Annotated in this window: 27 protein-coding genes; 19 read left to right on the forward strand and 8 right to left on the reverse strand. The window is 63.4% G+C overall.

The window, feature by feature from the left end:
* The first annotated feature begins 43 nt into the window (after positions 1-43).
* The 3 genes from glcF to J1C49_RS00230 all read left to right on the forward strand — a co-directional run bounded on the left by glcF (position 44) and on the right by J1C49_RS00230 (position 3050).
* The gene (gene glcF / locus J1C49_RS00220) at positions 44-1366 is read left to right on the forward strand and encodes a glycolate oxidase subunit GlcF (protein ID WP_227443729.1); all 1323 of its coding nucleotides are present in this window, start codon (positions 44-46) and stop codon (positions 1364-1366) included.
* Between the two features lie 212 nt (positions 1367-1578).
* Complete coding sequence (locus tag J1C49_RS00225) at positions 1579-2370, forward strand: serine protease (protein ID WP_227443730.1); 792 nt, start codon at positions 1579-1581, stop codon at positions 2368-2370.
* 206 nt (positions 2371-2576) lie between these two features.
* Entirely contained in the window at positions 2577-3050 is a 474-nt protein-coding gene (locus tag J1C49_RS00230; protein ID WP_227443731.1) for an Hsp20 family protein, read from the forward strand.
* A gap of 203 nt (positions 3051-3253) precedes the next feature.
* On the opposite strand, the gene rnhA is transcribed toward J1C49_RS00230, so the two are convergent.
* The 6 genes from rnhA to ispH form a co-directional block, all read right to left on the reverse strand.
* A complete protein-coding gene (gene rnhA, locus J1C49_RS00235; RefSeq protein ID WP_227443732.1) occupies positions 3254-3706 on the reverse strand; it encodes a ribonuclease HI in 453 nt (150 codons plus the stop codon).
* Positions 3699-4295: a class I SAM-dependent methyltransferase gene (locus J1C49_RS00240; RefSeq protein WP_227443733.1), complete on the reverse strand. Its 597-nt coding sequence runs from the start codon at positions 4293-4295 to the stop codon at positions 3699-3701. The genes rnhA and J1C49_RS00240 overlap by 8 nt, the downstream gene beginning before the upstream one ends.
* 65 nt (positions 4296-4360) lie before the next feature.
* Positions 4361-4813 (reverse strand): DUF3429 domain-containing protein, encoded by a 453-nt coding sequence (locus J1C49_RS00245; protein WP_227443734.1) that lies wholly within the window; start codon positions 4811-4813, stop codon positions 4361-4363.
* A 78-nt stretch (positions 4814-4891) separates the two neighbouring features.
* Positions 4892-5506, reverse strand: coding sequence for a LysE family translocator (locus tag J1C49_RS00250; RefSeq protein ID WP_227443735.1), 615 nt, complete (start codon positions 5504-5506; stop codon positions 4892-4894).
* Between the two features lie 460 nt (positions 5507-5966).
* Positions 5967-6455, reverse strand: coding sequence for a YdeI/OmpD-associated family protein (locus J1C49_RS00255; RefSeq protein ID WP_227443736.1), 489 nt, complete (start codon positions 6453-6455; stop codon positions 5967-5969).
* Between the two features lie 12 nt (positions 6456-6467).
* Positions 6468-7418, reverse strand: coding sequence for a 4-hydroxy-3-methylbut-2-enyl diphosphate reductase (gene ispH / locus J1C49_RS00260; RefSeq protein ID WP_227443737.1), 951 nt, complete (start codon positions 7416-7418; stop codon positions 6468-6470).
* Positions 7419-7884: 466 nt separating this feature from the next.
* Between ispH and J1C49_RS00265 the strand changes: the two genes are divergently transcribed.
* Complete coding sequence (locus J1C49_RS00265; protein WP_227443738.1) at positions 7885-8703, forward strand: B12-binding domain-containing protein; 819 nt, start codon at positions 7885-7887, stop codon at positions 8701-8703.
* A gap of 267 nt (positions 8704-8970) precedes the next feature.
* On the opposite strand, the gene J1C49_RS00270 is transcribed toward J1C49_RS00265, so the two are convergent.
* Complete coding sequence (locus tag J1C49_RS00270; protein ID WP_227443739.1) at positions 8971-9543, reverse strand: NYN domain-containing protein; 573 nt, start codon at positions 9541-9543, stop codon at positions 8971-8973.
* A 139-nt stretch (positions 9544-9682) separates the two neighbouring features.
* On the opposite strand from J1C49_RS00270, the gene folK reads away from it, so the two are divergent.
* From folK to J1C49_RS00345, 15 genes are all read left to right on the forward strand, one after another.
* Positions 9683-10249 carry a 2-amino-4-hydroxy-6-hydroxymethyldihydropteridine diphosphokinase gene (gene folK, locus J1C49_RS00275; RefSeq protein ID WP_227443740.1) on the forward strand — a complete coding sequence of 189 codons (567 nt, stop codon included), beginning with the start codon at positions 9683-9685 and terminating at the stop codon, positions 10247-10249.
* A 135-nt stretch (positions 10250-10384) separates the two neighbouring features.
* Positions 10385-10738: a DNA-directed RNA polymerase subunit omega gene (gene rpoZ / locus J1C49_RS00280; protein ID WP_227443741.1), complete on the forward strand. Its 354-nt coding sequence runs from the start codon at positions 10385-10387 to the stop codon at positions 10736-10738.
* Between the two features lie 426 nt (positions 10739-11164).
* A complete protein-coding gene (locus J1C49_RS00285) occupies positions 11165-13303 on the forward strand; it encodes a bifunctional (p)ppGpp synthetase/guanosine-3',5'-bis(diphosphate) 3'-pyrophosphohydrolase (RefSeq protein WP_227443742.1) in 2139 nt (712 codons plus the stop codon).
* A gap of 319 nt (positions 13304-13622) precedes the next feature.
* Complete coding sequence (locus J1C49_RS00290; RefSeq protein WP_227443743.1) at positions 13623-14264, forward strand: DUF2062 domain-containing protein; 642 nt, start codon at positions 13623-13625, stop codon at positions 14262-14264.
* A complete protein-coding gene (locus J1C49_RS00295) occupies positions 14248-14406 on the forward strand; it encodes a hypothetical protein (RefSeq protein WP_227443744.1) in 159 nt (52 codons plus the stop codon). The genes J1C49_RS00290 and J1C49_RS00295 overlap by 17 nt, the downstream gene beginning before the upstream one ends.
* A gap of 101 nt (positions 14407-14507) precedes the next feature.
* Positions 14508-15260 (forward strand): pyridoxine 5'-phosphate synthase, encoded by a 753-nt coding sequence (locus tag J1C49_RS00300; protein ID WP_227443745.1) that lies wholly within the window; start codon positions 14508-14510, stop codon positions 15258-15260.
* A 272-nt stretch (positions 15261-15532) separates the two neighbouring features.
* The gene (locus J1C49_RS00305; protein WP_227443746.1) at positions 15533-15958 is read left to right on the forward strand and encodes an ABZJ_00895 family protein; all 426 of its coding nucleotides are present in this window, start codon (positions 15533-15535) and stop codon (positions 15956-15958) included.
* A gap of 82 nt (positions 15959-16040) precedes the next feature.
* Positions 16041-17501: an alpha/beta hydrolase gene (locus tag J1C49_RS00310; protein ID WP_227443747.1), complete on the forward strand. Its 1461-nt coding sequence runs from the start codon at positions 16041-16043 to the stop codon at positions 17499-17501.
* A gap of 76 nt (positions 17502-17577) precedes the next feature.
* Entirely contained in the window at positions 17578-17982 is a 405-nt protein-coding gene (gene acpS / locus J1C49_RS00315; protein ID WP_227443946.1) for a holo-ACP synthase, read from the forward strand.
* Positions 17983-18134: 152 nt separating this feature from the next.
* Complete coding sequence (locus J1C49_RS00320; protein ID WP_227443748.1) at positions 18135-18386, forward strand: hypothetical protein; 252 nt, start codon at positions 18135-18137, stop codon at positions 18384-18386.
* Positions 18387-18559: 173 nt separating this feature from the next.
* Complete coding sequence (locus J1C49_RS00325) at positions 18560-20575, forward strand: calcium-binding protein (protein ID WP_227443749.1); 2016 nt, start codon at positions 18560-18562, stop codon at positions 20573-20575.
* A gap of 139 nt (positions 20576-20714) precedes the next feature.
* Positions 20715-21551, forward strand: a complete 837-nt coding sequence (gene lepB / locus J1C49_RS00330; RefSeq protein ID WP_227443750.1) for a signal peptidase I — start codon at positions 20715-20717, stop codon at positions 21549-21551.
* Positions 21552-21617: 66 nt separating this feature from the next.
* On the forward strand, positions 21618-22295 hold the full coding sequence (gene rnc, locus J1C49_RS00335; RefSeq protein WP_227443755.1) for a ribonuclease III: 678 nt from the start codon (positions 21618-21620) through the stop codon (positions 22293-22295).
* Positions 22296-22395: 100 nt separating this feature from the next.
* Positions 22396-23274, forward strand: coding sequence for a DMT family transporter (locus tag J1C49_RS00340; protein WP_227443756.1), 879 nt, complete (start codon positions 22396-22398; stop codon positions 23272-23274).
* Between the two features lie 66 nt (positions 23275-23340).
* Positions 23341-23754 (forward strand): hypothetical protein, encoded by a 414-nt coding sequence (locus J1C49_RS00345; protein WP_227443758.1) that lies wholly within the window; start codon positions 23341-23343, stop codon positions 23752-23754.
* A gap of 29 nt (positions 23755-23783) precedes the next feature.
* Here J1C49_RS00345 and J1C49_RS00350 read toward each other — a convergent pair whose 3' ends face one another.
* On the reverse strand, positions 23784-25502 hold the full coding sequence (locus J1C49_RS00350; RefSeq protein WP_227443759.1) for a calcium-binding protein: 1719 nt from the start codon (positions 25500-25502) through the stop codon (positions 23784-23786).
* Between the last annotated feature and the right edge of the window lie 125 nt (positions 25503-25627).

Here is a 25627-nt window from a genome sequence, read left to right on the forward strand (position 1 = left end):
GCCTTCAAAGCCCTGCGCGGGCCAGACAGATGAGCAATGACCGATGCAAACGACGTTTACGGAAACGCAACTGAAGGATCCCGGCACGGCCCGCGCGAACGAAATCCTGCGCACCTGTGTGCATTGCGGTTTCTGCACGGCCACATGCCCGACCTATCAGGTTCTTGGCGACGAGCTCGACAGTCCGCGCGGCCGGATCTACCTGATCAAGGACATGCTTGAAAACGAGCGTGTGCCCGATGAAAAGACCGTCAAGCACATCGATCGCTGTTTGAGCTGCCTGGCCTGCATGACGACCTGCCCTTCCGGCGTGCACTACATGCATCTCGTCGATCATGCGCGCGAATACATCGAAAAGCACTATGACCGCCCATGGCATGACCGGGCACTGCGCTGGCTTCTGGCGCGGATCCTGCCCTATCCGACCCGATTCCGGGTGGCGATGCTGGGTGCCAAGATCGCCAAGCCGTTTGCGCCGCTGATCCCGGATGCACGCTTGCGCGCCATGCTGGCGATGGCGCCCAAGACGATTCCGCCGGTCTCGCGCAACGACGATCCACAGAGCTTTGCCCCTGTCGCGCCGAAAAAGATGCGGGTGGCGCTGATGACCGGCTGTGCGCAGAAGGCGCTCAACACCGATATCAACGACGCGACGATCCGCCTGCTGACGCGGCTCGGAGCGGAGGTTGTGGTTGCGGAAGGCGCCGGGTGTTGCGGCGCGCTCACCCATCACATGGGGAAGACAGAGGAGAGCCACGGCACCGCAGGCAAGAACGTCCGCGCCTGGGCGCGGGAGATGGATGGCGACGGGCTTGACGCCATCGTGATCAACACCTCCGGCTGCGGCACAACCGTCAAGGATTACGGGCATATGTTCCGCACCACAGATCTCGCCGAGGATGCCGCGCGTGTGGCCGGGATCGCGATGGACGTGTCGGAGGTGTTGATCAAACTCATGAACGCCGAGAACGCCCCTCTGGCAAAGGCCCCGGCCAACCCGCAAGGCACCGGCCCGCTGAAAGTGGCTTACCATGCGGCCTGTTCGCTCCAGCACGGGCAGCAGATCAAGACCTATCCCAAGGATCTGTTGCGCAAGGCGGGCTTCGAGGTGGTCGAGCCGGCGGACAGTCATCTGTGCTGTGGCTCCGCGGGCACCTACAACCTGATGCAGCCTGAGATTTCGGCCCAGCTCAAGAGCCGGAAGGTGCGGACGCTGGAAGCCAAGTCGCCGGACGTGATCGCCGCGGGCAATATCGGCTGCATGATGCAAATCGGGTCAGGCACGCAGGTGCCGGTTGTCCATACAGTCGAATTGCTCGACTGGGCCACGGGCGGGCCGCGACCTGCGGCGCTTGTGACGGACTAAGCGCGGAGGGTTCTGGCGGAGCGGCGGCCGCCTTCGGGTGGCGCGGCCCGCCTTGAGCCTGTATTGATCCGATATACGGAAACAATACGCTGAACTGACGGGCAATACCGCCAAAGCGGAAACAGTCATGCAGGTCTATTCGATCAAATTTGCCGCAATTTCGCCTTACCTTCGGTTTATTCCGGGCACATGTGAGACACCGGAGATGACCCTTGCGCCTGAGACTAGCTGCCATTCTCATTGCCCTTGCCGCGCCGAGCATCGCGCAACCGCTTCTGTCCCTGCCAAGCCGTGAGGACGGCAGGAACTGGGAAGCGGTCGGACGATTGGAAATCGCCGGAGAGGCGTTTTGCACCGGAGCCCTGATCGACGAGCGCACGGTGTTGACCGCTGCGCATTGTCTGTTCGATCCGCGCACGGGCCTGCGCGTTCCGGCGTCGGAGATCCAGTTTCGTGCGGGCTGGCGCAACGGACGTGCCTCGGCCTACCGCCGTGTGCGGCGGGCCGAACCGCATCCGGGCTATGTCTATGATGCACCATCCGATACCGCGCGCATCCGCAATGATATCGCGCTGATCACGCTTCAGCATCCGATCCGCAACACGACGCTGGTGCCGTTCGAGACAGATGTGCAGCCCGAAGCCGGCAGCAGCGTCGGCGTGGTGTCTTATGCCCATGACCGCTCGGAAGCGCCGAGCCTGCAGGAGACCTGTTCGATCCTGTCGCGGCAGGACGGCGTGCTTGTGCTGGATTGCAGTGTCGATTTCGGAGCTTCGGGCTCGCCCGTCTTTCGCTTTGGTCCCGATGGGCAGCCGCGCATCGTCTCGGTTGTTTCGGCCATGGCTGCGTCCGGCGACACGCCGGTATCCCTTGGGACCGACCTTCAGCAGCCGCTTGCGGTGCTGCGCGCCACACTCGCCGACAGCGTCAGCCCGGGCGCCGGTCTGGAGCGCATGACGGCCGGGACACGGCGCGCCACCGGCGCAAAATTCCTCAAACCCTGATCGCCCCGCCGCTCGAAAGAGCCGTTCGCACCGTCCATGTCCTCCCCATTGGCAGAGTTGGTATGCGCCCCTCTTGACAGCGTGCCGGAGCCTTCCCACTTACACTGTGTCGGGATGCCTGCACAGGGTCCCGGCAGATCTCAACAGACGCTCGTCCCGGATGGGAGAGCGCCGCTTAACCAGGGTTCGCTCAACGGAGGATTCCCATGCGACACTTCGATTTCGCACCGCTTTACCGTGCAACCGTCGGCTTTGACCAGATGGCCGATCTTATGGACCGCGTCCTGACGAATGATGTCAGCGCGCAGACCTATCCCCCCTACAATATTGAGAAAACCGCGGACGACGCCTATCGTATCTCGATCGCCGTTGCGGGGTTCTCCGACGAAGATCTTGCAATCGAGGTCAAGGAACAGGCGCTTGTCGTATCGGCCCGCAAGGCCAATGAAGACACCGACCGCACCTACCTGCATCGCGGGATCGCCACACGCGCCTTCGAGCGTCGGTTTCACCTCGCCGATCATGTGCGCGTGACCGGTGCGACCCATGAAAACGGCATGCTGCATATCGACCTTCAGCGCGAGATTCCCGAAGCGTTGAAACCGCGCAAGATTGCGATCTCCAAGCCTGCGACACGGCTTGTCGAGAAGGATGTTGTGGACGCTGAAGCCGTCAACTGATCCATCCCTGTCTGCTGATCAGCTGACGCCCCGGGGCACGCGCTCCGGGGCGCTTTCTTGTGGGCTGGTCGCTGTTAAGCCATGGGGCGCCTGACCTCGGGGGGCGCGCGCCAGATGCGAGACAGACCCAACCGCGCTCCTTGCCGGATCGGCTGATGCAGGTGGAGGGGAGAGGTTACAGGGGCGCGGCCACGGAGGCTGTGCTAGCCCTTGAACGGCGCCATACCGGCCCGGGCCAACTCATCGGCGCGTTCGTTTTCCGGGTGCCCCGCATGGCCCTTTACCCATTCCCACACTACCGAATGGCGGGCCTGGGCCGCATCCAGCCGCTGCCAGAGCTCCGCATTCTTCACCGGCTTCTTTGCCGATGTTTTCCAGCCATTGCGCTTCCAGCCGTGGATCCAGCTTGTCACGCCGTTCTTGACGTATTGGCTGTCGGTCACGATCGTGATCTCGGAGGGTCGGCTGAGTTCTTCGAGCGCGGTGATCGCTGCCATCAATTCCATACGATTATTGGTCGTGTTGGGTTCTCCGCCGCTGAATTCGCGCTCCTTCAGGACGGTTTCCCCGTCCTTGGCACGCAGCAGCACGCCCCAACCCCCGGGACCTGGATTCCCGGAGCACGCACCATCGGTATATGCAAAAAGATCAGCCATGAGCGAGCATGGAGAACCATGCCGCATCGCTGCCGTCAAGGCCGCGGTCCACCCCGCGATGCACCCGGCCCGGTCTCAGTCCCGCTTGTTCGAGCAGCGCCGCAAGGGGGGCTTCCCGCCAGTAGGTATAGAACCGCCCCAGACGGTCGCGCGCCTCCCCGTCTCCGGTTTTCAGCGCGATGTGCACCACGCCGCCGGGCCGCAATGCTGTGGCGATCCGGGAAACGATATCGGCCATCGCGCCCCGGTCGGCGTGCAGCAAAGAGAAATTCGCCCAGACCCCATCGAAAAGGGCGTCCCCCTGCAAATCCTCGAACACAGCCTGGCGCGCGACAACCCCGTCATGGCGCGCGGCGCGTGCAACCATTTCCGCAGAGGCATCCCAGGCCTCGACCCGCATCCCCGCGCGGACCAGAAGCATCGCGGAGCGCCCCGGTCCGCAGCCGAGGTCGAGCACGGTTCCCCCTTCCGGCAAGGCCGCGATAAAAGCCGCCAGCGTGGCGTCGGGGGTTTCGCGGTCAGCATCCACAAGCCGGTCATACTCGGCTGCGCGGGCATCATAGACGCGGATGGTTTCTGGATCGGTCATGAACCCATGTCTTCCGAACCGGCCCCCCGCGTCAAGCGTTCTTGCGCGGGCCATCATGATCGGGCTCAGGAAAAAACCCCGACCGCAAGACTTGCCACGACAAGGGCCGTCAGCAACACGCGCAGCTGCATCCACCAGACAGGCGCAAGCCCCCAGCGCCAGAATTGCCAGTCAAGAATAAGCAGGCCCAGAAATCCGAAGATGAGATTGGTTCCCGCGGAGACCGGTCCGCCACCGGTCATGAAGAACGCCCAGAGCGCCGGGATCACCGATAGCCCATAGCCCAGCGCGGCCTTTGCGCCCTCGACCTTGGTGGCAAAGCCCCAAAGCACCCCGGACATGAAGCTCAGGATCACGGCGCCATAAAACAGCTGCACATACGGGCCGATGAACCGCGGCCCAAGCGTGCCTGCCCCCCATTGCGCCATCGGGTCCGACATGAGCGTCAGCGCGCCCCATGCAAAGGGGATCACACCGGCGAGACCAAGGATCAATGCGGAGCGCGGAACAGTCTGCATGGGGTTCCCTTCTGAAAGGTATCATAATCGGCGACGAGGCGGGCATTCGACCCGCGCATCGCCCGATCTAGGGCGCGATCACGCGCGCTCCAGCGCCAAACGCCCGGCCAGAAGCGCAAAGAGCCCGGCAAAGGACCGGTTGAGCCAAGCCATCACGCGTTCTGAGCCGAGGATCCATTGCCGCGCGCGAGCCGCAAAGACCCCGTAGAGGCAGAAGATCACAAAAGTCAGCGCCATGAACACCGCACCAAGCTGCACCATCTCTATGCCCGCGCGCGCCGGATCACCGCTCAGGAAGGGCGGCAGAAGCGCCAGAAAGAAAATCGACAGCTTCGGGTTCAGGATGTTGATCAGCGCCCCGCGCAGGGCCACGCGGCCCAGCCTCTGGGGCGTGGGTTCGCCTGTCACGGCAAGTGCGCCCCCGGACCGCAGGCTCTGCCAGGCCAGCCAAAGGAGGTAGGCCACACCAAGCAGCTTGACCACGGTGAAGGCGAGAGCGGAGCTGTGCAACACAACGGCGAGACCGGCCATCGCCGCCGCGAGATGCGGCACGATCCCGACGGTGCAGCCGAAGGCCGCGGCCAGCGCCGGGCGCTTCCCTTGTCCGAGGCCCATGGCGAGCGTGTAAAGAACGCCGGTCCCCGGAGCGAGCACGACGACAAAGGCGGTGAGGAGGAATTGAGCGCTGATCATCGTGGCACCTTGCCCGTTGCGCCAAGCGCTGTCCAGCGCGCGGCATCGCCAGACACCGTCAACCTTTGTGGCGGATTGTGAGGCACGCTGCGGCCCCGAAGATGACCGCAAAGGGGAATGCCCCCTGCCCCAGCCGCCCCATGCGGCCCGCTCGGGTGCATCACCGAGGTTTCCCAAGGGCGTCCCAAGGGATTTGAGCGCACCGGGTTATACTGGCTCGCCATGGGATGACGCCGATCTTCACGAGGTTTCAGGGTCCGCTTGTGACCACAGGGCAATGGCCCGACAAGAAGCCCCGCCCGCCTCCGAAAGGAGCCGGGTGGGCGCTTCGCATTCGCGCAGATCGGCTGGATTCCCCTATCGCCGCGCCCGCCACCGCACATTTCACGAATGGATATCGCAGATGCGGGATGGGCGATGGTGCGCCCCAAGCAATCGCATGAACCGGTTGGGTGCCCCGCTACCCGGGATCGTGTTCCCCGACGGTCTTCACGAGAGCCGCGATGCGCCGCATGCGGGTCTCTGCGCGCTTTGCGGTTTCGACCGAGTGCAGCATCGAGCGCCGTTTGCCGGGCGTCAGCGTCTCCCAAGCGCCAATGACCCCCGAAGAGCGCAGGGCGCGCGCCACATCGGGCGGGACGTCCACGATGCTTGGATCGACGGCGCGGAGCCTGACCTCGACCGGCTCTCCCGGCGTAATGCCCGCGCGCTTGAGTAAGCTGTCGCCAGCCCAGAGGAACATACCGTCAATCACAGGGGCGCTGCTCGGCGCGAGGTTCACCGGGTGCTCGTTGATCTCACCCTCGACCCGTTTGGGCCGACCAAGCTTGTCAAATATCGCATCGCTCAGCCGCAGGACCGTGTAGACGGATTTGCCCCACGGCATCGGCTCGACAATAGCCTCGAAACACACAAATGCCGAAGGGTCCGCATCGCTTGGCCGCGCCATTGGCGAAAGCCCCTATGCCGTAACGCGCAACACGCGCGGCACTTTGAACTCCACATTCTCAACCGCGGTTTCGACCACCTCGACCGTCACATCGAAGCGCGCGCGGAACGCGTCGATCACCGCTTCGATCAACACTTCCGGGGCAGACGCCCCAGCGGTGATCCCGACGGAGCGCAGATCGCCCAGCGCGCGCCAGTCAATATCTTCGGGGCGCTGCACCAGCTGGGCATAGGCGCAGCCTGCGCGTTGCCCCACTTCGACAAGCCGTCTCGAATTGGACGAATTGGGCGCGCCGACAACCAGCATCGCCTCACATTTCGGGGCCATGGCCTTGACCGCTTCCTGGCGGTTGGTCGTGGCGTAACAGATGTCTTCCTTGTGCGGGCCGACAATGGCCGGGAACCGCGCCTTGAGCGCATCGACGATATCGGCGGTATCATCCACCGACAGCGTTGTCTGGGTGACAAAGGCCAGCCGCTCGGGGTCGCGCACCTCGACGGTGGCCACGTCCTCCACGGTCTCGACCAACAGCACCTCTCCGGGAGGCAATTGCCCCATGGTGCCAACGGTCTCCGGATGGCCCTCGTGACCGATCATGATCATCTGCAGGCCGTTCTCATGGTGCCGGGCCGCTTCGATATGAACCTTCGACACAAGCGGGCAGGTCGCGTCCACATAGAGCATCTCGCGCCGGGCCGCCTCTGCGGGAACGGATTTGGGCACGCCATGGGCCGAGAAGATCACCGGCCGGTCGTCCGGACACTCGTCCAGCTCCTCGACAAAGACAGCACCCTTGCCACGCAGATCGTCGACCACATGCTTGTTATGGACAATCTCGTGACGCACGTAGACCGGCGCCCCCCATTTCTCGATCGCCATTTCGACGATCTTCACGGCGCGGTCGACACCGGCGCAAAACCCGCGTGGCGCTGCGAGATAGAGGGTGAGGGGAGAATGGCTCATCATTTGGTCCTTGGCGCTCGTGCCGGTCGTCGGTCGTCGGTCGTCGGTCGTCGGTCGTCGGTCGTCGGTCGTCCCAGAGGTAAGCAAGCAAGGCCCGCGCGTCCAGCCCTAGCAGCCTCCTGCCATGTCGCACCCCCCAAAGACCGATCCACGGCCGCGCGCCCTCCCCGCTTCGCAGCATGGTCTCAAGGCAACAGGCGCGCCTCACCGCGCCCGGAATGCCCCGCCCGCAAAGAATGCCGCAAACTGGCTTGGTTCTGGCGCACCATTTGAGCGTTGACCGTCGCCAGCACTGAAATGCCGCACTGCAACAAATCGATCCCGTCCGGGACACCACCCACAAACACCGCAAATCCCAAAGCCTGCCGAACTGCGGTTGAATGCCGCCCCCCTATGCGAAGCGCCTTTCGTTCCGCTAGACTAGGGTCTGGCCTTCACCCGATCAGAGAAGAACTCTACTCCGTCCATGACTGAATTCGACGACGCCTTCTTTGACAATTCGCAGGCTCGTATCGAAGCCCTGCGCACGCAGTTCTCGGACCGCGTGATCGAGGGCCTTGCGCGCGACGTGGTCAAGAAAATGGCCTCTCGCACCCGGCTCGCAGAAGGCGTCACGGATCTCCAGCATCCGGAAGAAACCGACATCGAAGCCCTTGTGAATGCCTTGATTCACGAGGATCGCGAGGTCGCATCGACAATGATGCGGCAGATTCAGCGCAAGGGGGTGACGCTTGACGTGCTCTACTCGCGCTACCTCGCCGCGGCCTCGGTGCGGATGGGCATGCTCTGGGATGAGAACCGGCTCACCTTTGCCCAAGTTTCATTCGGAGTTGGCCGGATTTTCGAGCTGGTGCGGATGCTGCGTGAGGCGCTCCCGCCAACGCGGATCACCCATGCCGAGTCGGTGTTGTTCAGCATGGTGCCGGGGGAACGCCACGGACTGGGCGTGGAAATGGCGGCCGAGCTGTTCCGCCAGAATGGCTGGGACGTGCAGCTTCTGATCGACGCGACCCATGACGAGATCATGACCGAGATCGACAAGATCCGCTGTCTCGTCCTTGGCGTCAGCTCGGGCGGACGACGCTCGGCCGAGGCGCTCGCCCGCCTGATCGCCGCGGTGCGGATCGTCCACCCGGAAGTCTTCATTATCGTGTCTGGTCAGGTAGTGAATAACGCGCCCGATCTGATCGAGCTGATACAGCCGGACAGCGCGGTGGCCACGGTCGAGGATGCGCTCTCGACGATGGAAACCCTGAGCCGCCGAGAAACCGAAAATCAGACATGACCGGTTGACGCGGGAATGTGCCGACCGCTGCGTCGCGACCTTGCGCCGTCATTCCAACGCATTTGACGGCTGCGCCACAACCTGTCGCGGACACACCGGCGGATTCGGCCGCGTGATGCACAAACGGACAAGTTTACGGCGCTGAATGGCGCGTTCTTCTCGTAGGTGTTCTACTTTTAGGCGTGGCGAAAGATCTGTTCGCGAGCTGAGCGACATGGGTGAGTGACCGCCGCGCGCAGCTTCGGAACAGATCCTCCTGAGATCGACCTACTTGCCAGACGCGACTTCGAAGCTGCGTTCGGCCTGGGTCTCGCGCGGCGGTCGCCCGATCACGTCGCGAAGCTCATCGAGTTCGATGAAGTTGTCCGCCTGGCGGCGCAGTTCGTCGGCGATCATCGGCGGCTGCGACCGGATCGTTGATACAACCGAAACACGCACGCCCTGACGTTGCAGGCTTTCCACCAACGGGCGGAAATCGCCGTCACCGGAAAACAGCACGATGTGATCGACGCGTGGCGCCAGCTCCATGGCATCGACGGTGAGTTCGATATCCATGTTGCCCTTGACCTTCCGCCGACCCTGGCTGTCGGTGTATTCCTTGGCCGGCTTGGTCACCATGGTGAAGCCATTGTAGTGCAGCCAGTCCACCAGCGGCCGGATCGGAGAATACTCGTCATTTTCCAGCAAGGCCGTGTAGTAGAACGCGCGGATCATCTTGCCACGGCGGGCAAATTCCTGTCGCAGGAGCTTGTAGTCGATATCGAACCCGAGCGCTTTGGCAGCGGCATAGAGGTTCGATCCATCGATGAACAGCGCGAGCCGTTCGTCTTTGTAAAACATCAAATGTCCTTCCGAATAAATGCGCGGTTGGGACGGTGTTGGTTGAGTGGTTAATTCCGCCCAGCGCGTGGCTTAAGAAATAACGCTTTTGAGGGGGTGTTCAACCACCGAAAGCGTCTCCTACAGTAGCGTCAAAGCCATGTCCCGACAAGAAATGTTCATCGCCATTGGCAGCAACCTGCCTTCGACTGCCGGCAGTCCCGCGCGCACGGTGCGGGCCGCTGTGCAGTCGTTTGCGCGTGAAGGTCTGCGCATCAGGCGTCTCAGCCGCTTCTTCATCACGCCCGCTTTTCCCGCAGGCGCGGGCCCGGATTACGTGAATGCATGCGCGGCGGTCGATACGGAGCAAAGCCCGGAAGCGGTGCTTGCGGCCCTGCATCGGATCGAAGCCGGCCTTGAACGCAAACGTATGCAGCGTTGGGCGTCGCGGACGCTGGATCTCGATCTGATCGGCGCCGGATCAGCGATACGCCCCGACAGGGATGGTCTGATCGACTGGATCAGCCTGAGCGAGACAGACCAGCGGCACAAAGCACCGGACCAGCTTGTGCTGCCTCACCCGCGACTGGCGGAGCGCGCCTTCGTGCTGGTGCCGCTGGCCGATATTGCCCCCGGCTGGGTGCATCCCCTGACCGGCAGAACGGTGCGGCAAATGCTGGCCGATCTGCCCGAAGCGCAGCGTCTTGAGCCCCGCGCCTGTCCCTGACCTTTGCTTCAGGCCATGGGCGACACGGCCCTTGACGCGGTCGACAAGGCTTACCGCGAATCACCTTGTATCTTGCGGCGAGCTGCTGTAGGAGCGAGCGTTCCTAAGATAATCGAACGAGAATTGGAGGTCATCATGGCCCGCGTAACGGTAGAAGATTGCGTCGACAAGGTTCCGAACCGGTTCGAATTGGTGATGCTTGCGGCCCATCGCGCCCGCGAAATTTCTGCCGGTGCCGCTCTCACCGTTGACCGCGACAAGGACAAGAACCCGGTTGTTGCACTGCGCGAAATCGCCGAAGAGACACAATCGGCGGATGACCTGCGCGAGCGTCTGATCGAGAGCAACCAGACCCAGATCGAGGTCGACGAGCCCGAAGATGACGCCATGGCGATCCTCATGGGCGCCGAGCAGGACAAACCCCAGGAAGATGACCTGTCCGAGGAAAAGCTGCTTCGCGCGTTGATGGAAGCTCAAAGCAAAGGCTGATCGTTCTGCCGAACGGGGTCCGTGCAACCGGCATGGCGCGCTAAGGGATCAACGCCCCGCGCGCCGTCCGAACAGGTCCTGCAAGCGCATGGCACCGCGCTTCAGCCCCTCCAAGCTCCCCAAACGCTCCCGCCGCGCAGGCTTTGATCTGCGCAAGACGCCCTTCAGCGCAGCAAGGGCTGCGCCCACATCCCCCAACAATGCGCAACTCCCGGCACAGCGTCCTTGTCGTTCTGCGGCTGGCATCCACAAAACGCCTGCGCGCGCATTCGGGGGTCCACGGCTGGTGGTGGCTGATTTTGGTGGACGAGCCTGTCTGAGCGATCATACTTGATTGCGGCGCCGTCCGGGACGCTGGCCTCGCCCCACCTGCCGGGCGCCATGTCTCAGACCCGCCGTTGATGCCCGTGAGAAGGGAAACTCGCCATGATTGCCGTCGACGATCTTGTCGCGCTGGTTCGGAACTACAATCCCAAGACCAACGAACCCATGATCCGGGCGGCCTATGACTATGGGCAGGCAATGCATAGCGGTCAGTTCCGCAAGTCCGGCGAGCCCTATTTTTCGCATCCTGTCGCCGTCGCTGCGATCCTCACGGAGCAACAGCTTGATGACGCGACAATCATCACCGCGCTGTTGCATGACACCATCGAAGACACCCGGTCGACCTATTCCGACGTGTCGCAGCTTTTTGGCAGCGAAATCGCGGATCTCGTCGATGGCGTGACCAAGCTCACGAACCTGCAGCTTTCGAGCACCGAAACCAAGCAGGCAGAGAACTTCCGCAAGCTGTTCATGGCCATGTCCCGCGACCTGCGGGTGATCCTCGTCAAGCTGGCCGACCGGTTGCACAACATGCGCACGATCCGGGCCATGCGGCCCGGCAAGCAGCATCAGAAAGCCCGCGAAACCATGGACATCTATGCGCCGCTTGCCGGGCGCATGGGTATGCAATGGATGCGGGAAGAACTCGAAGACCTGTCTTTCCGCGTGCTCAACCCCGAGGGCCGCAGCTCGATCATTCGCCGCTTCATCACGCTCCAGAAAGAGACAGGCGACGTAATCCACCGGATCACTTCGGACATGCGCACCGAACTGGACAAGGTCGGCATCGAGGCGGAGGTCTTTGGACGCGCCAAGAAGCCCTATTCGATCTGGCGCAAGATGCAGGAGAAGAAGATCGGCTTCTCTCGTCTCAGCGACATCTATGGCTTCCGCGTCATTACCCAGTCGGAGGCTGAATGCTATGCCGCGCTGGGCGCGATTCATTCGCGGTGGCGCGCAGTTCCGGGCAGGTTCAAGGATTACATAAGCCAGCCGAAATCCAACGGGTATCGCTCGATCCACACCACGGTATCGGGTCGCGACGGCAAGCGCGTGGAAGTGCAGATCCGCACCCGGCAGATGCACGAGGTGGCTGAAACCGGCGTCGCCGCGCATTGGTCCTACCGCGACGGGGAGCGCGCGGCGAACCCCTTTGCGGTGGATCCGGCCAAGTGGATTGCCTCGGTCACCGAACAGTTCGACGGCGAGGATGACCACGACGAATTCCTCGAAGCGGTCAAGCTCGAGATGTATTCAGACCAGGTTTTCTGCTTCACGCCCAAGGGAGACGTGGTGAAGCTGCCCAAAGGGGCCACGCCGCTGGACTATGCCTACCAGATCCACACGCGGATCGGATCGGCCTGCGTCGGGGCCAAGGTGGACGGTTTGCGCGTGCCGCTCTGGACCCGGCTCAAGAATGGCCAATCGGTCGAGATCATCACCGCCGAGGGCCAGACACCGCAAGCGACCTGGCTCGACATTGCGACGACCGGCAAGGCAAAGTCGGCCATCCGCCGCTCGCTGCGGGAGGCCAACCGTGAACGCTTTGCCAAGCTGGGGCATGAGCTCGCCCGCGCCGCATTCGAGAATGTCGGCAAGAAGGCCACCGACAAAGCGCTCGAACTTGCCGCGAAGACGCTGCGCGTGGACGGGTCCGAAACGCTGCTTGCCCGGCTTGGCTCTGCGGAGATCACCGCGCGTGCCGTGGTCGAGGCCGTGTATCCCAACCTGACCCAGCGTGCCGAGGCCGAAGTCGAGCCGTTGCGCGCCGTGGTGGGCCTTGCTCACGGGCAAGGCTTCGAGCGCGCCGCATGCTGCCAGCCCCTGCCCGGCGAACGCATCGTCGGGCTTGCGCATCGCGGCAAGGGCGTCTCGGTGCACAGCATTGATTGTGATGTGCTGGCCGATTACGAGGACCAGCCGGCGCGCTGGCTCGACCTGCATTGGGCCGACGGGGTGCATCCGCCCGTCTATACGGTGACGCTGGACCTGACGATCACCAACGATGCCGGGGTGCTGGGACGAATCTGCACATTGATCGGCGAGCAGCGGGCCAATATCTCGAACATGACGTTTCTGGACCGCAAGCCGGATTTCTACCGGCTCGAGGTCGATGTGGACCTGCGCGAAGCAGAGCATCTGCATCGGCTCGTCTCGGCTCTGGAAGCCGAGAGCAATGTGGCGTCGGTGCATCGGCACCGCGACCCCTCACTCGCGAACGCTCCGGCTGCCGCCGAATAGCGCAAGGGCCAGAAGCGCAGCGGGCGCGGGTTCAGGTCACAGGCAAAGACAATCGCGCCGCCCGCCGATTGCGGTTTTCCGGCGCAAAACGAGGAAAGACACGAGGAGCGCAAAGGTCCTGAAACAAATTGCAGGTAAACCAGAGTCGCGGCGCCGCTCAGGTGAGCGCTCGGGTATGACCGGTCACTGGAGCAAGGGCGTTGGGGAAAACGCCGGAGAAGACAGGGGGTGTCGCGCGCGTCGGTGCGACTTAAATTCCATAGACGGAGACCCCGCCGTCGGCCATAGCTGGCGCGGGCGGAGTGCATAAGGAACCAACGTGGTTTTCAAAAGGCGAGACAGACGGCCAATCTGGCGCGTGGGGCTGGAGTTTCTCTGGCCGCGTGGCGGGTGGACTCGCGCTGCGCGCTACGTCAAGCACCGGCTGCATCGCCTTCCCGACCCCCCGCACCGCATTGCGCGCGGCATCTTTGCCGGGGTTTTCACCACCTTCACACCGTTCTACGGGCTGCATTTCTTCATTGCAGCGTTCCTTGCCATGGCGATGCGTGGCAACGTGCTTGCGTCCCTTCTGTCGACCTTTTTTGGCAATCCGCTCACATATGTGCCGATTGGCGTGGCGTCGCTCTCCACCGGGCATTTCCTGCTTGGCACGGAGATGAATGCCGCACACGGGTCGATCCTGCAGAAATTCGGCTATGCGTGGCGCGATCTATGGCACAACATCCGGGCGATTTGGACCGATGAGGTCGCCCATTGGGACGATTTGGCGATTTTCTACGACGAGGTGTTCTTTCCCTACATGATCGGCGGGATCATTCCTGGCCTGGTGACCGGTATCGCCTGCTACTACATCTCGCTGCCGTTGATTTCGGCGTATCAGAATCGGCGCAAAGGCGCGATCGCCGCCAAGCTGGCCTCACTCAAGAAAAAAAAGCGTGTTGATGGACGCACCGACTGACTTCGGGATTGCCGCAGGGATGCCCGGTGACCGTTCCGGTCGCGGAAGGCGCGGTTATGGCGCGGATATGGCCAGCATTGTCCGTCACGGCCGGACCATGTCGCAGCTTGAGTTCACGGTTATCGTGGATCTGCGGTCGTAATTTGATCAAATTCCGGTTTGAACCTGGCGCCACGCGACCTAGACTGCTCAACACACCGTTACGCGCGACCGCGTGCGTCGGGACCAAAGCCGGAGAGCCTTATGACTGAATTCGTCGGACGCTTGCGCCTTGGCGTCAATATCGACCACGTCGCGACCGTGCGAAACGCACGCGGCGGCGCTTATCCCGATCCGATCCGCGCGGCAAAGCTGGCCGAAGAGGCCGGGGCCGACGGGATAACCGCGCATTTGCGAGAAGACCGCCGCCATATCACCGACGCAGATATCGACGGCCTGATGGACGCGCTGAGCGTGCCGTTGAATTTCGAGATGGCCGCGACAGCGGAGATGCAAAAGATCGCCCTGCGACACAAGCCGCACGCGGTCTGTATCGTGCCCGAAAAGCGTGAAGAGCGCACGACCGAAGGCGGTCTTGAAGTGGCGCGCGAGGAAAACAGCCTTGCCCATTTCATCGCCCCTCTGCGCGAAGCGGGATGCCGGGTCTCGATCTTCATCGCGGCAGAGCAGGCCCAGATTGAAGCCGCCCACCGCATCGGCGCGCAAGTGATCGAGCTGCATACGGGAGCCTATTGCGATGCTCTGGCCGAAGACCGGCTGGAGGATGCGGCCGAGGAACTGACCCGCTTGCGGGCGATGTCGCGGTTTGCCCATGACCTTGGGCTCGAAGTCCATGCGGGGCACGGGCTGACCTATCAGTCCGTCCAGCCCATCGCAGCCTTTCCGGAGGTGATGGAGCTCAATATCGGCCATTTCATCATCGGTGAGGCGGTGTTCCGTGGCCTCAAGCCAGCCATTCATGAAATGCGTCGCCTGATGGATGAAGCCCGCAGCTAGGCGCGCAAAGATGCGCCGCCACGACCCTCGCGCTCGCATGGATGCGCACGCCTCTGCGCAAGGCGCCCCTGTGCCGTGCCAGCAGTCGGATTTTGCGCAAGGCGTCGCTGCCCGTCTCACGAGATGCACAGAAACCACCCCCGGCTGCGGATCCGTAAAGTTGCAGCAGTTCGGCATCCGCCTGCCATGTCGCCGCCCGTGGAGCGCCGCATTTGACCCGCCTTTTCATCTTGGGCGCCATGATCCGGCGCGGCAGGGCGAAAGGGTACCATATGGGTTTCGATCTCATGCGCTATGCGGGTGTGTTTCTCACGGTCAGCATGGTGATGATGGCAGCACGAGCCATCGGCCTGATGCTGTACGATTTCGAGATTCCCCCCGGTCTGCTGACAGTGTTCCCAGCGATGGCCGCGGCCCAGTCGGAGGGGCGGCACCGGGTCCGCACCGGCGGGGAGGTGCCAGAGGGCGGCGCGGCTTGGGCGGTGGCGCTTGGCATGACCGGCATCGCCGCGATGTTCACATTGTCCCTGTTCCTCGTGCAGGCAGCAATCCCGGGCGTGCTGACCGGGACACAAGCGATACCCACGCCAATCCTTCTGGGGTTGACTGCGGTCACCTTTGGCATGGTCTTCCTTGTCAACCGGCTGTTCTTTACATTGGGCGCGCTGACCGAGCGGCGCGCACAACGGATGCGCTGAGACCGCGATCCGAAGCCGAAACGGCACCGCAACCGCATGGGCGACACGCATCCGGCAAGCACGCGATCGAGAGGCCGGTGTGATGCGCTTGCGACACGGCATCGTCGCGCTTGTCGCATTGCTGGCGATTGGCTGGGGCGTCTGGGTTCTGGAGAGCGCGCGCGCTGGTCTTGTCGATACAGTCACAACCGTGGACGGCACACCCGTCACGCGGCTGCATGACGGAACCGGAACCGGGCCGGTGGTGGTGGTGGCGCATGGTTTTGCGGGATCGCGCCAGATGATGCGCGGCTACACCGAGGTGCTCGCACAGGCAGGCTATGACACCTGGGCGTTCGATTTTCTGGGGCATGGTCGGCACGAAATCCCGATGTCCGGCGATGTGAGTGCACTCGACGGCACCACGCGGCTGCTTGTTGAACAGACCCGCGCGGTGATCGACGCCGCCGCGCGCGACGGGCCAGTTGCCGTGCTTGGCCATTCAATGGCGTCGGATGTGCTTGTGCGCGCCGCGATGGAAGACCCGCGGATTGGCCCCATGGTTCTGCTCTCCGGGTTTTCCCTGGCGATTGATGACCGGCATCCACAGGATCTGCTGGCCATCGCCGGCGCTTGGGAGCCGGGACTGAGCACATTCGCGCTCAATGCGGCACGGATGGTAGACCCGGAGGCCCAATATGGCGAGACGGTCACCACGAATGCGGTGAGGCGACAGGCGATGATCGCGCCTTACACGGAACATGTGGCGATCCTGCATTCGCGCGCCGGGCGCGCCGCAACGCTGGATTGGCTGAACACGGCTTACGGGCGCACGACTACAGTGCCGGTGCGCCCCACGGGCTGGGCGCTGCTCGCGCTGCTGGCCGGGCTTACGGCGCTGAGCCTGCCGCTGGCGCGGCTGATGGCTCCCGCGCGGCCCGTGCGCGCGACCGACGCGATGGGCTGGCGCAGGCGCGCGATCCTTCTCGCGGTGCCGATGGTGGCGACGCCGCTGCTTGCGGCCCCTTTCGACTTGCACGTGTTGCCGGTTCTGGTGGCGGACTACCTCGCCTTGCACCTGGCCATCTACGGATTGCTGCAGGGCGGGCTGCTGTGGCGCTTCGGCCAGCGCGCCGACTGGCCGCACCCGTTGGCAAGTCTGGCGCTGCTGGTGTGGGCCTTGGCGACTTTCGGGCTGGCGCTGGACCGGTATGGTGCGAATTTCTGGCCAGTGGGGGACCGCGTCTGGATCATTCTCGCGCTGGCACTCGGCGCGCTCCCCTTCATGCTTTCGGACTCGATTGCCGCCGCGCACGCCCGGCTGGGCTGGCGCATCGTTCTGCGGATGGCTTTCCTGATCTCGTTGGTGGCAGCAATCCTTCTTGATCCCGAAGGACTGTTCTTTCTCGCGATGATCGCGCCAGTGATCGTGTTGTTCTGGCTGACATTCGGGTTGATGGGACGCTGGGTGTCAGCCCGTGCGGGTCCGGCGACCGCAGGGCTCGCGCTGGGTCTGGTGCTGGCATGGGCATTGGGAGTATCCTTTCCTCTCTTTGCCGGCTGACGTCACAGGGTAGCCGCGCCCTGCCCTGCTCTGCCACGCCCGCGATCTCGACTCCGTCAAGGAAAGGCACTTGGACATGATCCTCGGCATTGGAACCGACCTTGCCAATATCGACCGCATCGCCGGCACGCTGGAGCGGTTCGGCGACCGGTTTCGCAACCGCGTTTTTACCGAAACCGAACAGCGCAAAGCCGAGCGCCGCGCCGATGTGGCCGGCACCTATGCCAAACGCTGGGCGGCCAAGGAGGCATGTTCCAAGGCACTTGGCACGGGTCTGCGCATGGGGATCTCGTGGAAGGACATGGCCGTGTCCAATTTGCGCACCGGCCAGCCGGTGATGGCCGTGACGGGATGGGCCAAGGAGCGGCTCGACGCCATGACGCCGCCGGGCCATGAGGCGATCATCCATGTTACCCTCACCGACGATCATCCTTGGGCGCAGGCCTTCGTGGTGATCGAGGCGCGCCCGATCGAGAGCTGATCTCCCGCAAGCGCCGTGCGCCTCCCGCCTTTCCAAACCCACCGCCGCTGTCCCGCCGCGCGGCAGCCTCGGCGTTTGGGTGCAAGACCTTCTGCGATGCAATCAGGTCGCAACCGGCCTCAAACGCACCGGCACGGCTCCCGGCACGGCTCATGGGTATTGCGCCATTTCAGTCTCCCCTGACCGCCATCGCGGCACCAATCCACGAGGCGCTGCAATCCGGCCGCTCGGGTCTCACCATCCGCATCGACGCCTCTCGCCATCGCGCGCCGGAAAAGTGCGCGGCAAGCCTGCGGGTTCATATCGGCACGGGTGTCATCGGCGGTCGGACGCGCCAGGCAGTCCTGACACGGAAGGCGGACACCACCCTTGGCGGCACCGTCCCTTCGTTGCGCCCCTCCTGACGCACAGAGCGCACCACCAAGTGGATCGCGTGAGAGACGTCATCCACAGATGAGAGTTGACTCATGTCCCAACAGCGGCATGACTGAACGCTTCTTTCCAAGCCTCGACTCGTTTTCCACCGTTTTACGCCGCTCCCTCGCAAGTGCTTGCGGACATTTCAAGGATCATTTCCATGCCCACTTTCTTTCTCAGCACGATTACAACGACCCCGCGCACGCTTTCCGGTAACGAAAACGGGTTCCTCACGCCGGTGGGCGCCATTGTCACCGACGCGGCCGCAGTGATCAGCACGTCAGGAACAGGACACACCACTATCACCAACATGGGCCAACTCCTGTTTCGTGGAACCGGCTTCAACGCCATCGACTCGACCTCGGAAACCGTCTCGATCACCAACACGACATCAGGCGTGATCTCCACCAACGCCGCCTCGGGCAACGCATTGCAGCTTTCTTCGACAGACAGCTACGTGACCAATGACGGCCTGATCGAAGCCCGTGGCGGCAGCGCCCTTCAATATGACGGCCCGGCAGGCGGATCCCTGACGCTGGTCAACAATGGCCGCATCACCGCGCTCGACGACGTGGCGATTGGCTCTGACAGCGTGGCAACACAGGTGGACATCCTCAACAGCGGGTCAATCATCGGCAAAGACGCTGCGATTGATCTCGACAAGAATATTGCCACATCCGGCGGCAGCGGGTTTTCAATCTTCAACAGTGGATTGCTCGCAGCGACCGCCGGGCCGGCGGTCTTGCTGGACACCGATTTCACCGAAGCGAGGCTCACCAATACTGGCGAGATACTGGGCGGCAGTTTCGCAATCCGCGACACCGGCTCGCGAAGCGTGGAAATCTTTAACAGCGGATTGCTCACCGCCGAGAGCACACTGACCATCGACCTCGGATCTGGCAACGACACGGTCCGCAACGAAGGCATAATCGAAGGACGCATCTCGCTTGGCGCCGGCAGCGACATCTTCAACGGACTTGGTGGCAGCACGCGCGGCGAGATCCGCGGAGGAGATGGCCAAGACACCTATTTTCTCGACGACCCGAATGCCAATATCCGCGAATTCGACGGCGCCAATTCCGGATCAGACACCGTCTTTGTGCGCTTCACGGTTCGACACCTTTACGAAAACGTCGAAAATATAAATCTGGATGACCGCACCACCGTGCAGGCTGGCGGCAACGCGCTCGACAACGCGATTTTCGGCAACGAGGCGGACAACACCCTTTTTGGCTTTGAGGGTGACGACTGGATTTTCGGTCAGTTCGGTGACGATACGCTGATCGGCAGCTTCGGTGAAGACCGGCTCGACGGCGGGCCCGGTGCGGACTGGATCCACGGCGGGGCCGATAACGACCGCATCAACGGAGGAGAAGGCGCTGACACGCTGATGGGCGGCACCGGCTCCGACACGCTCAACTATGGCGACAGCGCCGCGCGCGTTGCGGTCAATCTCGGGGTCGGCTTCTATTCCGGCGGCGACGCAGAGGGCGACCGCGTCAGCGACATGGAGAATGTGATCGGAACAGATTTCGCCGACATCATCGTGGGCGACAACACGGAGAATGATCTCTACGGTAGAGACGGCGAAGACACCCTCCGCGGCGAGGACGGCAACGACACGCTGGCCAGCGGCAGCGATGCCGATACGCTCGATGGCGGCGCCGGGCTCGACACAGCGGATTTCTCGCGCACGGGGCATGATCGGGTTGTCGTCAACCTGTCCACCGGGTTCGTCTCGGGTGGCTCTGGAGCAGGCGATACGCTGATTTCCATCGAACGGGTCATCGGCACCGATTTCGGCGACCGGATCGTGGGCACAAACGGTGGCAACCGTCTGACCGGGCTGGACGGTGACGATTATCTCGACGGGGCAGGCAGCGGCGACATCCTCAGCGGCGGAGAGGGCAACGACACGCTCATCGGCGGCAGCGGAACGGACCGCTTCGTGTTTGAGAACAACGCAGGCGCTGATACGATCACCGACTTCGAGGACGGTCCCGACAGGCTCGATTATACCGGCTACACAGGCGTGAATTCGATTGCCGACCTGACAATTACCGTATCCGGATCAGGGCGCAGCTACTTTGTCGACGCGGGCGGCGGCGATATCGTCCTGCTTTCGGATGCTGTCACAAACGGCGTTGTGCTGACCGAAGCAGATTTCAACTTCTGATCGGCGTCGCGCGGGCAAAGCCGCCGCCGGCCCTGCACGGATGCCGTTCACGGGCCGGCGCCGCGTCACCATTGCTTGACACCCCCCAAGCGGAGCGACATGTAGACCGCAAGAGCAGCGGAGCGCAGAAGGGCAGTCCATGGCGAGCGAGACCAAAAAAGGCGGCGGAATCTGGGATACGATCAAGACCGTCTTCTACGCGTTGCTGATTGCCGGGGTGTTCCGAACCCTGTTCTTCCAGCCGTTCTGGATCCCGTCGGGGTCGATGAAGGACACGCTTCTGATCGGCGACTTCCTGTTCGTGAACAAGATGGCTTACGGGTATTCCTATGCCTCCTGCCCCTCGGTCATCATCCCGAGTATCGGCCTCGACATCGACGCTGCGGACATCTGCGGCTGGGCCGATGGCGACAACACCCGCCTGTTTGGCAGCGAGCCGGCGCGCGGTGACGTGGCCGTGTTCCGGCACCCGGTGTCGGGGCGCGACTTCATCAAGCGGGTGGTGGGGATGCCGGGCGACAGCGTGCAGATGCGCAATGGCGTGCTGCACATCAACGGAACGCCCGTGCAGCTCGCGGATGGCGGCACCTTTGACGAGATTGCGGAGCCGCAAGGACCGCAGCGCCTGCGGCCACGCTGCGAAAACGGCCCTGTCGGCGAGGGGGGCACCTGCTCCAAAACACGCCAGATCGAAACCCTGCCCGGTGGCAGCACACACGCGATCCTCAACATCGCAACGCAGTCTTCCGACAACACGCCGGTCTATCAGGTGCCCGAGGGTCACTATTTCATGATGGGTGACAACCGCGACAACTCTTCCGACAGTCGTGTGCCCAATATCGTGGGCGGTGTCGGCTTCGTCCCATTCGAGAACCTCGTCGGTCGGGCGGATCGGGTCGTGTTCTCCTCCGCGGGCCGCTCGATGCTGTTTTTCTGGACATGGCGCGGTGACCGGTTCTTTGAAAAGATCGACTGACATACGCGCCGGCGTCGCGGTGGCGCGTCTGAGGGGGCTGCGGGGTCTGTCAGGAGCCGCTGTCTCATGAAAGTGTCCGCTGATCTCCATGACCTGATGCAGCGTCTCGGCTACCGCTTTCAAGACCCGCGTCTGCTGCGCCGGGCTGTCACCCACGCGTCGCGCTCCGGCCCGGGTGGCGAAGACAACCAGCGTCTCGAATTTCTTGGCGACCGGGTTCTGGGCCTCGTGATGGCCGAAGCGCTTCTCGAAGCGGATCCCGGTGCCGCCGAGGGCGTTCTGGCACCACGCTTCAACGCCTTGGTGCGCAAGGAAAGCTGTGCCGACATCGCCCGGGACGTGGATCTTGGCGCGGCCCTGAAACTGGGCCGATCCGAGCAAATGTCGGGCGGACGGCGCAAGATGGCGCTGCTGGGTGACGCGATGGAGGCGGTGATCGCAGCGGTGTATCTCGATGGTGGGTTCGACGCGGCGCGCGCGCTGATCTTGCGGTTGTGGGACTCGCGGATCGGGTCTGTCGAGGAAGATGCCAAGGATGCCAAGACCGCGCTTCAGGAATGGGCGCAGGGGCGCGGCTTGCAACCGCCGCGCTATATCGAGGCGGCCCGCACCGGTCCGGATCATGCGCCGGTTTTCACCATCGAGGCGCGGTTGAGCACCGGCGAGGCCGAAAGCGCCAGTGCGGGCAACAAACGGCAGGCCGAGCAGGCCGCCGCGCGCGCCTTGCTGGCCCGGCTGAGCTGACGCAGCAAGCGACGGGCCCGCATGGCAGAAGAAGGGTGCCCGGTCGTGCCCGACCCGCCCGGCAAACCGGATCGCACGCAGACCATGAAAGGTCCAATCCATGACGGACAATCTGCGCGGGGCGCTGTTCATGTGTCTGGCGATGCTCGGCTTCGGCATTGAGGACGCGCTGTTCAAGGCCGCCGTGAACACCGGCACCGTCTCCCCTGGCCAGGCAACGATTGTCTTCGGGCTCGTCGCCATGGCGCTTTCCGCGGTTCTGGCGCGGCGCGCAGGTGTGCCGCTCTGGTCCGCCGAGTACCTGCGCGGCCCGCTCTTGATCCGCACGGGTTTCGAACTGGTCGGACGGCTCTTCTTCGCGCTCAGCCTTATCTACGCCGGGCTGGCGACCACATCCGTGATCCTTCAGGCCGCACCGCTGGTGGTGGTGCTGGGCGCGGCGCTGGTGCTGGGGGAACGCGTGGGGCCGCGTCGCTGGGCGGCGCTCGGGGTCGGCTTTGCGGGGGTCTTGCTGATCCTGCGCCCCGACACGGAGGGGTTCGATACGGCGATCTGGCTTGCAATCCTTGGTATGATCGGTTTCGCCGGCCGGGATCTGGCGACGCGCACCAGCCCGATCTCGGTGCATCACACGCAGCTTGGCGTGCTTGGCTTCGCGGTGGTGACCGTGGCGGGGATCGTCATGCTGTTCGTCGACCCCGCGCCCTCGGGCTGGCCGGACATGCGGGCCGCTCTCCTCATGCCGCTGGTCGGTTTTGTCGGCGTGGCGGCGTACACCGCACTCACCCAAGCCATGCGCACGGGCGATGTTTCTGTGGTCGCCCCGTTTCGCTACAGCCGGCTGATCGTCGCGCTTCTGATCGCGCTTGTGCTCTTCGGGGAGCGCCCCGATGCCATGACCCTCTTCGGCGCGGCGCTGATCGTGGCATCCGGCCTGTATACGCTTTGGCGCGACGGCCGCGCACGGCGAAACGCGTGACGACAATTGTCTTGCCGCGTGCCACCGGATCGCGCAGGGTGACGACATTCTGCGTGGAGAGACCCCATGTCCCTTGTCGTCCTGATCCTGCATCTCGCCGTTGTTGCCGGAGTGGCCTTTTTCGCCCTTCGGTTTCTGCGCGAGAAGGCCCCGCTTGATTACCACGCGGCAATGATGGCAGCGGAGGGCACGATTCCGAAACCGAACCTGCTTGCCATTCTGACGGCGCTTTATCGCGGCCTCGGGGCGGCCTACGCGGCCCTTGGCCTCGTCACCCTGCGCTTCGCCGTCGAAGGGTTTCAGGAAGGCACGCTTTGGCCCGCGGCGACGATTGCGCTTCTCACAGCCATCGGCGGCGTGCCCCTTGCCCTTGCCGCGCGGCAAGCCGAGGCGCAAAGCGGTGTGCGCACGCCGTGGCGCGCTGCCGCCGCGCTGGTCGGGCTTGCAATCCTCGCGCTGCTTGTGGCGCTTCTGGCCTGAGACGGCCTGCCCGCGCGGTCAAGACGCCCCTAAAGACCGTCGAAATCGCCTGCGATCTGTGAAAACTCCGTAAGGCCGACAAATTCGACCTGTAAAAGCGTAAAGGTCAGTTGCAGATTGCCGTTTTCATTGAGGCTCGCCGCCGCTTCGATCCGATCCAGCAATGAGAGCTCCGGATCGTCGCCCGGCGGAACGAGGCGAAAATCGAGATCAAGCCTGTCGATCCCGGGTGTGAAATCGAGGATCCGCTCCATATTGGCGGATTTCAAAGTCCGGCCATCCGCTTCTCGCAACTGGCGGAACGCAAAGACATCCGCCCCCTGACCACCAAAGAGCGCGTCAGTGCCCGCTTCGCCAAACAGCGTGTCATTCCCCGATCCGCCGCTGATCAGGTCGTTGCCATCGCCACCGAGAATGCTGTCAAAACCCGCGTCACCGTCAATGATATCATTGCCTGCGCCGCCTTCGATGGTGTCGAACCCGATGCCGCCAAAGAACCGGTCGTTGCCCTCGCCACCACGCAACAGGTCCGAACCCGCATTGCCGGACAGACGATCGTCGCCCGCCCCGCCCTCCAGCGTATCGAAGCCGTCGCGACCCACCAGAGTGTCCGATCCAGCACCACCGCGCAGCAGATCGAAGCCGAGATTGCCCTCGAGGCTGTCGTCGCCATCGCCGCCTTCCAACGTGTCGTTGCCGAACCGCCCCATGAGCAGGTCGTTCCCTGCGCCTCCAAAGAGCCTGTCGAACCCCGACAACCCGTCGAGCGTGTCGTCGCCCGCGTCGCCGTCCAGGCGGTCGAAGCCGATCCCGCCGATCAGGCTGTCGTTCCCGTCGCCACCCTGCGCGGTGTCATTGCCGGCCCGGCCATCAAGCGTGTCGTCGCCAAGCCCGCCGACAAGGTAGTCCAGAGCCGCATCGCCGAAAAGATCGTCAGGGTCGTCGGTGCCCGGATGCGCAACGACCGGAGAAAGCGAGATCTCATGCGCGCCGACCCACCCCGCGTCCTGCAGCGCAACGAAGAAGGATGCCGCCTCGCTCGTCTGGAACAGGTGCTGCCCGAAATCGCCCCCTTCATCAACCAACAGCGTTTCGACATGCGGCGGCGGCTCGACTGGCGCGATTGTTGTGAAAGGGTCTTGGCCGCTGGTCTGAAGGAGCCATGATCCGCCGGAGGGCAGATCCACGCCAATCCAGTCCGCCTCGCTCGAGATGGAGATGGACGACCCCGATGTCTCCTCGATTACCGACCCGACCGTGTTCGCCACACTATCACCCGGCACAAGGCGCAGCGGCGTTGTCTCATCGGCAGGCAATTCCGGCGAGACCGTGATGGTGTAGCGGCCGTTATCGGGACTGTCGCCAACTGGCGAGAGGCTGACGTCGAGCCAGTAGTCGCCGGCAGCATCAGCCATGAACGGAAAGCCCTCGACGATGGAATAGCACCCGACGAACCGGAAGCAGTCACTGTCTATCAGTAGACCGCCCTGAAAAATCTCCGTGCCACGGTAATCCTCAAACGGATCGAGGGTGACAGGCATTCCGTCAAGGGTGAGAACCGCTGCCCGAAAACGACTTGCCTCATGACTGTCGATCGTCACGGTGATGGGGAAATCCTGCGCCTCGGCGACGCTGAGTCGAATGCGGTCCACATCGCCCGCCCCGTCGATATCGCTCGTGAACTGCACCGGGGTGCCGTCAAAGACGATGGCAGCCGTCGAGCTGTCGTCCGCAGGAATATCGGGCATGAGAAACACGTCTTTCACTATGTGCGGACTGACCTGAGTGTCGTCGACAACCTGCTGCCGGTCAAGCCTGCCCGCGACGCTGGCGCCACCCCGCGCGATGCGCTAAGGGGGTTCGTCCTGTAATC

It is taken from the genome of Cognatishimia sp. F0-27 (assembly GCF_020667845.1).
In the GTDB taxonomy this organism is placed as follows: domain Bacteria; phylum Pseudomonadota; class Alphaproteobacteria; order Rhodobacterales; family Rhodobacteraceae; genus JAFMPQ01.

What these genes read in the sequence shown, in the direction of transcription:
- glcF (WP_227443729.1), top strand. Translation starts at nt 44, where the DNA reads ATGCAAACGACGTTTACGGAAACGCAACTGAAGGATCCCGGCACGGCC.
- J1C49_RS00230 (WP_227443731.1), top strand. Translation starts at nt 2,577, where the DNA reads ATGCGACACTTCGATTTCGCACCGCTTTACCGTGCAACCGTCGGCTTT.
- rnhA (WP_227443732.1), bottom strand. Translation starts at nt 3,706, where the DNA reads ATGGCTGATCTTTTTGCATATACCGATGGTGCGTGCTCCGGGAATCCA.
- J1C49_RS00240 (WP_227443733.1), bottom strand. Translation starts at nt 4,295, where the DNA reads ATGACCGATCCAGAAACCATCCGCGTCTATGATGCCCGCGCAGCCGAG.
- J1C49_RS00245 (WP_227443734.1), bottom strand. Translation starts at nt 4,813, where the DNA reads ATGCAGACTGTTCCGCGCTCCGCATTGATCCTTGGTCTCGCCGGTGTG.
- J1C49_RS00250 (WP_227443735.1), bottom strand. Translation starts at nt 5,506, where the DNA reads ATGATCAGCGCTCAATTCCTCCTCACCGCCTTTGTCGTCGTGCTCGCT.
- J1C49_RS00255 (WP_227443736.1), bottom strand. Translation starts at nt 6,455, where the DNA reads ATGGCGCGGCCAAGCGATGCGGACCCTTCGGCATTTGTGTGTTTCGAG.
- ispH (WP_227443737.1), bottom strand. Translation starts at nt 7,418, where the DNA reads ATGAGCCATTCTCCCCTCACCCTCTATCTCGCAGCGCCACGCGGGTTT.
- J1C49_RS00265 (WP_227443738.1), top strand. Translation starts at nt 7,885, where the DNA reads ATGACTGAATTCGACGACGCCTTCTTTGACAATTCGCAGGCTCGTATC.
- J1C49_RS00270 (WP_227443739.1), bottom strand. Translation starts at nt 9,543, where the DNA reads ATGTTTTACAAAGACGAACGGCTCGCGCTGTTCATCGATGGATCGAAC.
- folK (WP_227443740.1), top strand. Translation starts at nt 9,683, where the DNA reads ATGTCCCGACAAGAAATGTTCATCGCCATTGGCAGCAACCTGCCTTCG.
- rpoZ (WP_227443741.1), top strand. Translation starts at nt 10,385, where the DNA reads ATGGCCCGCGTAACGGTAGAAGATTGCGTCGACAAGGTTCCGAACCGG.
- J1C49_RS00285 (WP_227443742.1), top strand. Translation starts at nt 11,165, where the DNA reads ATGATTGCCGTCGACGATCTTGTCGCGCTGGTTCGGAACTACAATCCC.
- J1C49_RS00295 (WP_227443744.1), top strand. Translation starts at nt 14,248, where the DNA reads ATGGACGCACCGACTGACTTCGGGATTGCCGCAGGGATGCCCGGTGAC.
- J1C49_RS00300 (WP_227443745.1), top strand. Translation starts at nt 14,508, where the DNA reads ATGACTGAATTCGTCGGACGCTTGCGCCTTGGCGTCAATATCGACCAC.
- J1C49_RS00305 (WP_227443746.1), top strand. Translation starts at nt 15,533, where the DNA reads ATGGGTTTCGATCTCATGCGCTATGCGGGTGTGTTTCTCACGGTCAGC.
- J1C49_RS00310 (WP_227443747.1), top strand. Translation starts at nt 16,041, where the DNA reads ATGCGCTTGCGACACGGCATCGTCGCGCTTGTCGCATTGCTGGCGATT.
- acpS (WP_227443946.1), top strand. Translation starts at nt 17,578, where the DNA reads ATGATCCTCGGCATTGGAACCGACCTTGCCAATATCGACCGCATCGCC.
- J1C49_RS00320 (WP_227443748.1), top strand. Translation starts at nt 18,135, where the DNA reads ATGGGTATTGCGCCATTTCAGTCTCCCCTGACCGCCATCGCGGCACCA.
- J1C49_RS00325 (WP_227443749.1), top strand. Translation starts at nt 18,560, where the DNA reads ATGCCCACTTTCTTTCTCAGCACGATTACAACGACCCCGCGCACGCTT.
- lepB (WP_227443750.1), top strand. Translation starts at nt 20,715, where the DNA reads ATGGCGAGCGAGACCAAAAAAGGCGGCGGAATCTGGGATACGATCAAG.
- rnc (WP_227443755.1), top strand. Translation starts at nt 21,618, where the DNA reads ATGAAAGTGTCCGCTGATCTCCATGACCTGATGCAGCGTCTCGGCTAC.
- J1C49_RS00340 (WP_227443756.1), top strand. Translation starts at nt 22,396, where the DNA reads ATGACGGACAATCTGCGCGGGGCGCTGTTCATGTGTCTGGCGATGCTC.
- J1C49_RS00345 (WP_227443758.1), top strand. Translation starts at nt 23,341, where the DNA reads ATGTCCCTTGTCGTCCTGATCCTGCATCTCGCCGTTGTTGCCGGAGTG.
- J1C49_RS00350 (WP_227443759.1), bottom strand. Translation starts at nt 25,502, where the DNA reads ATGCCCGATATTCCTGCGGACGACAGCTCGACGGCTGCCATCGTCTTT.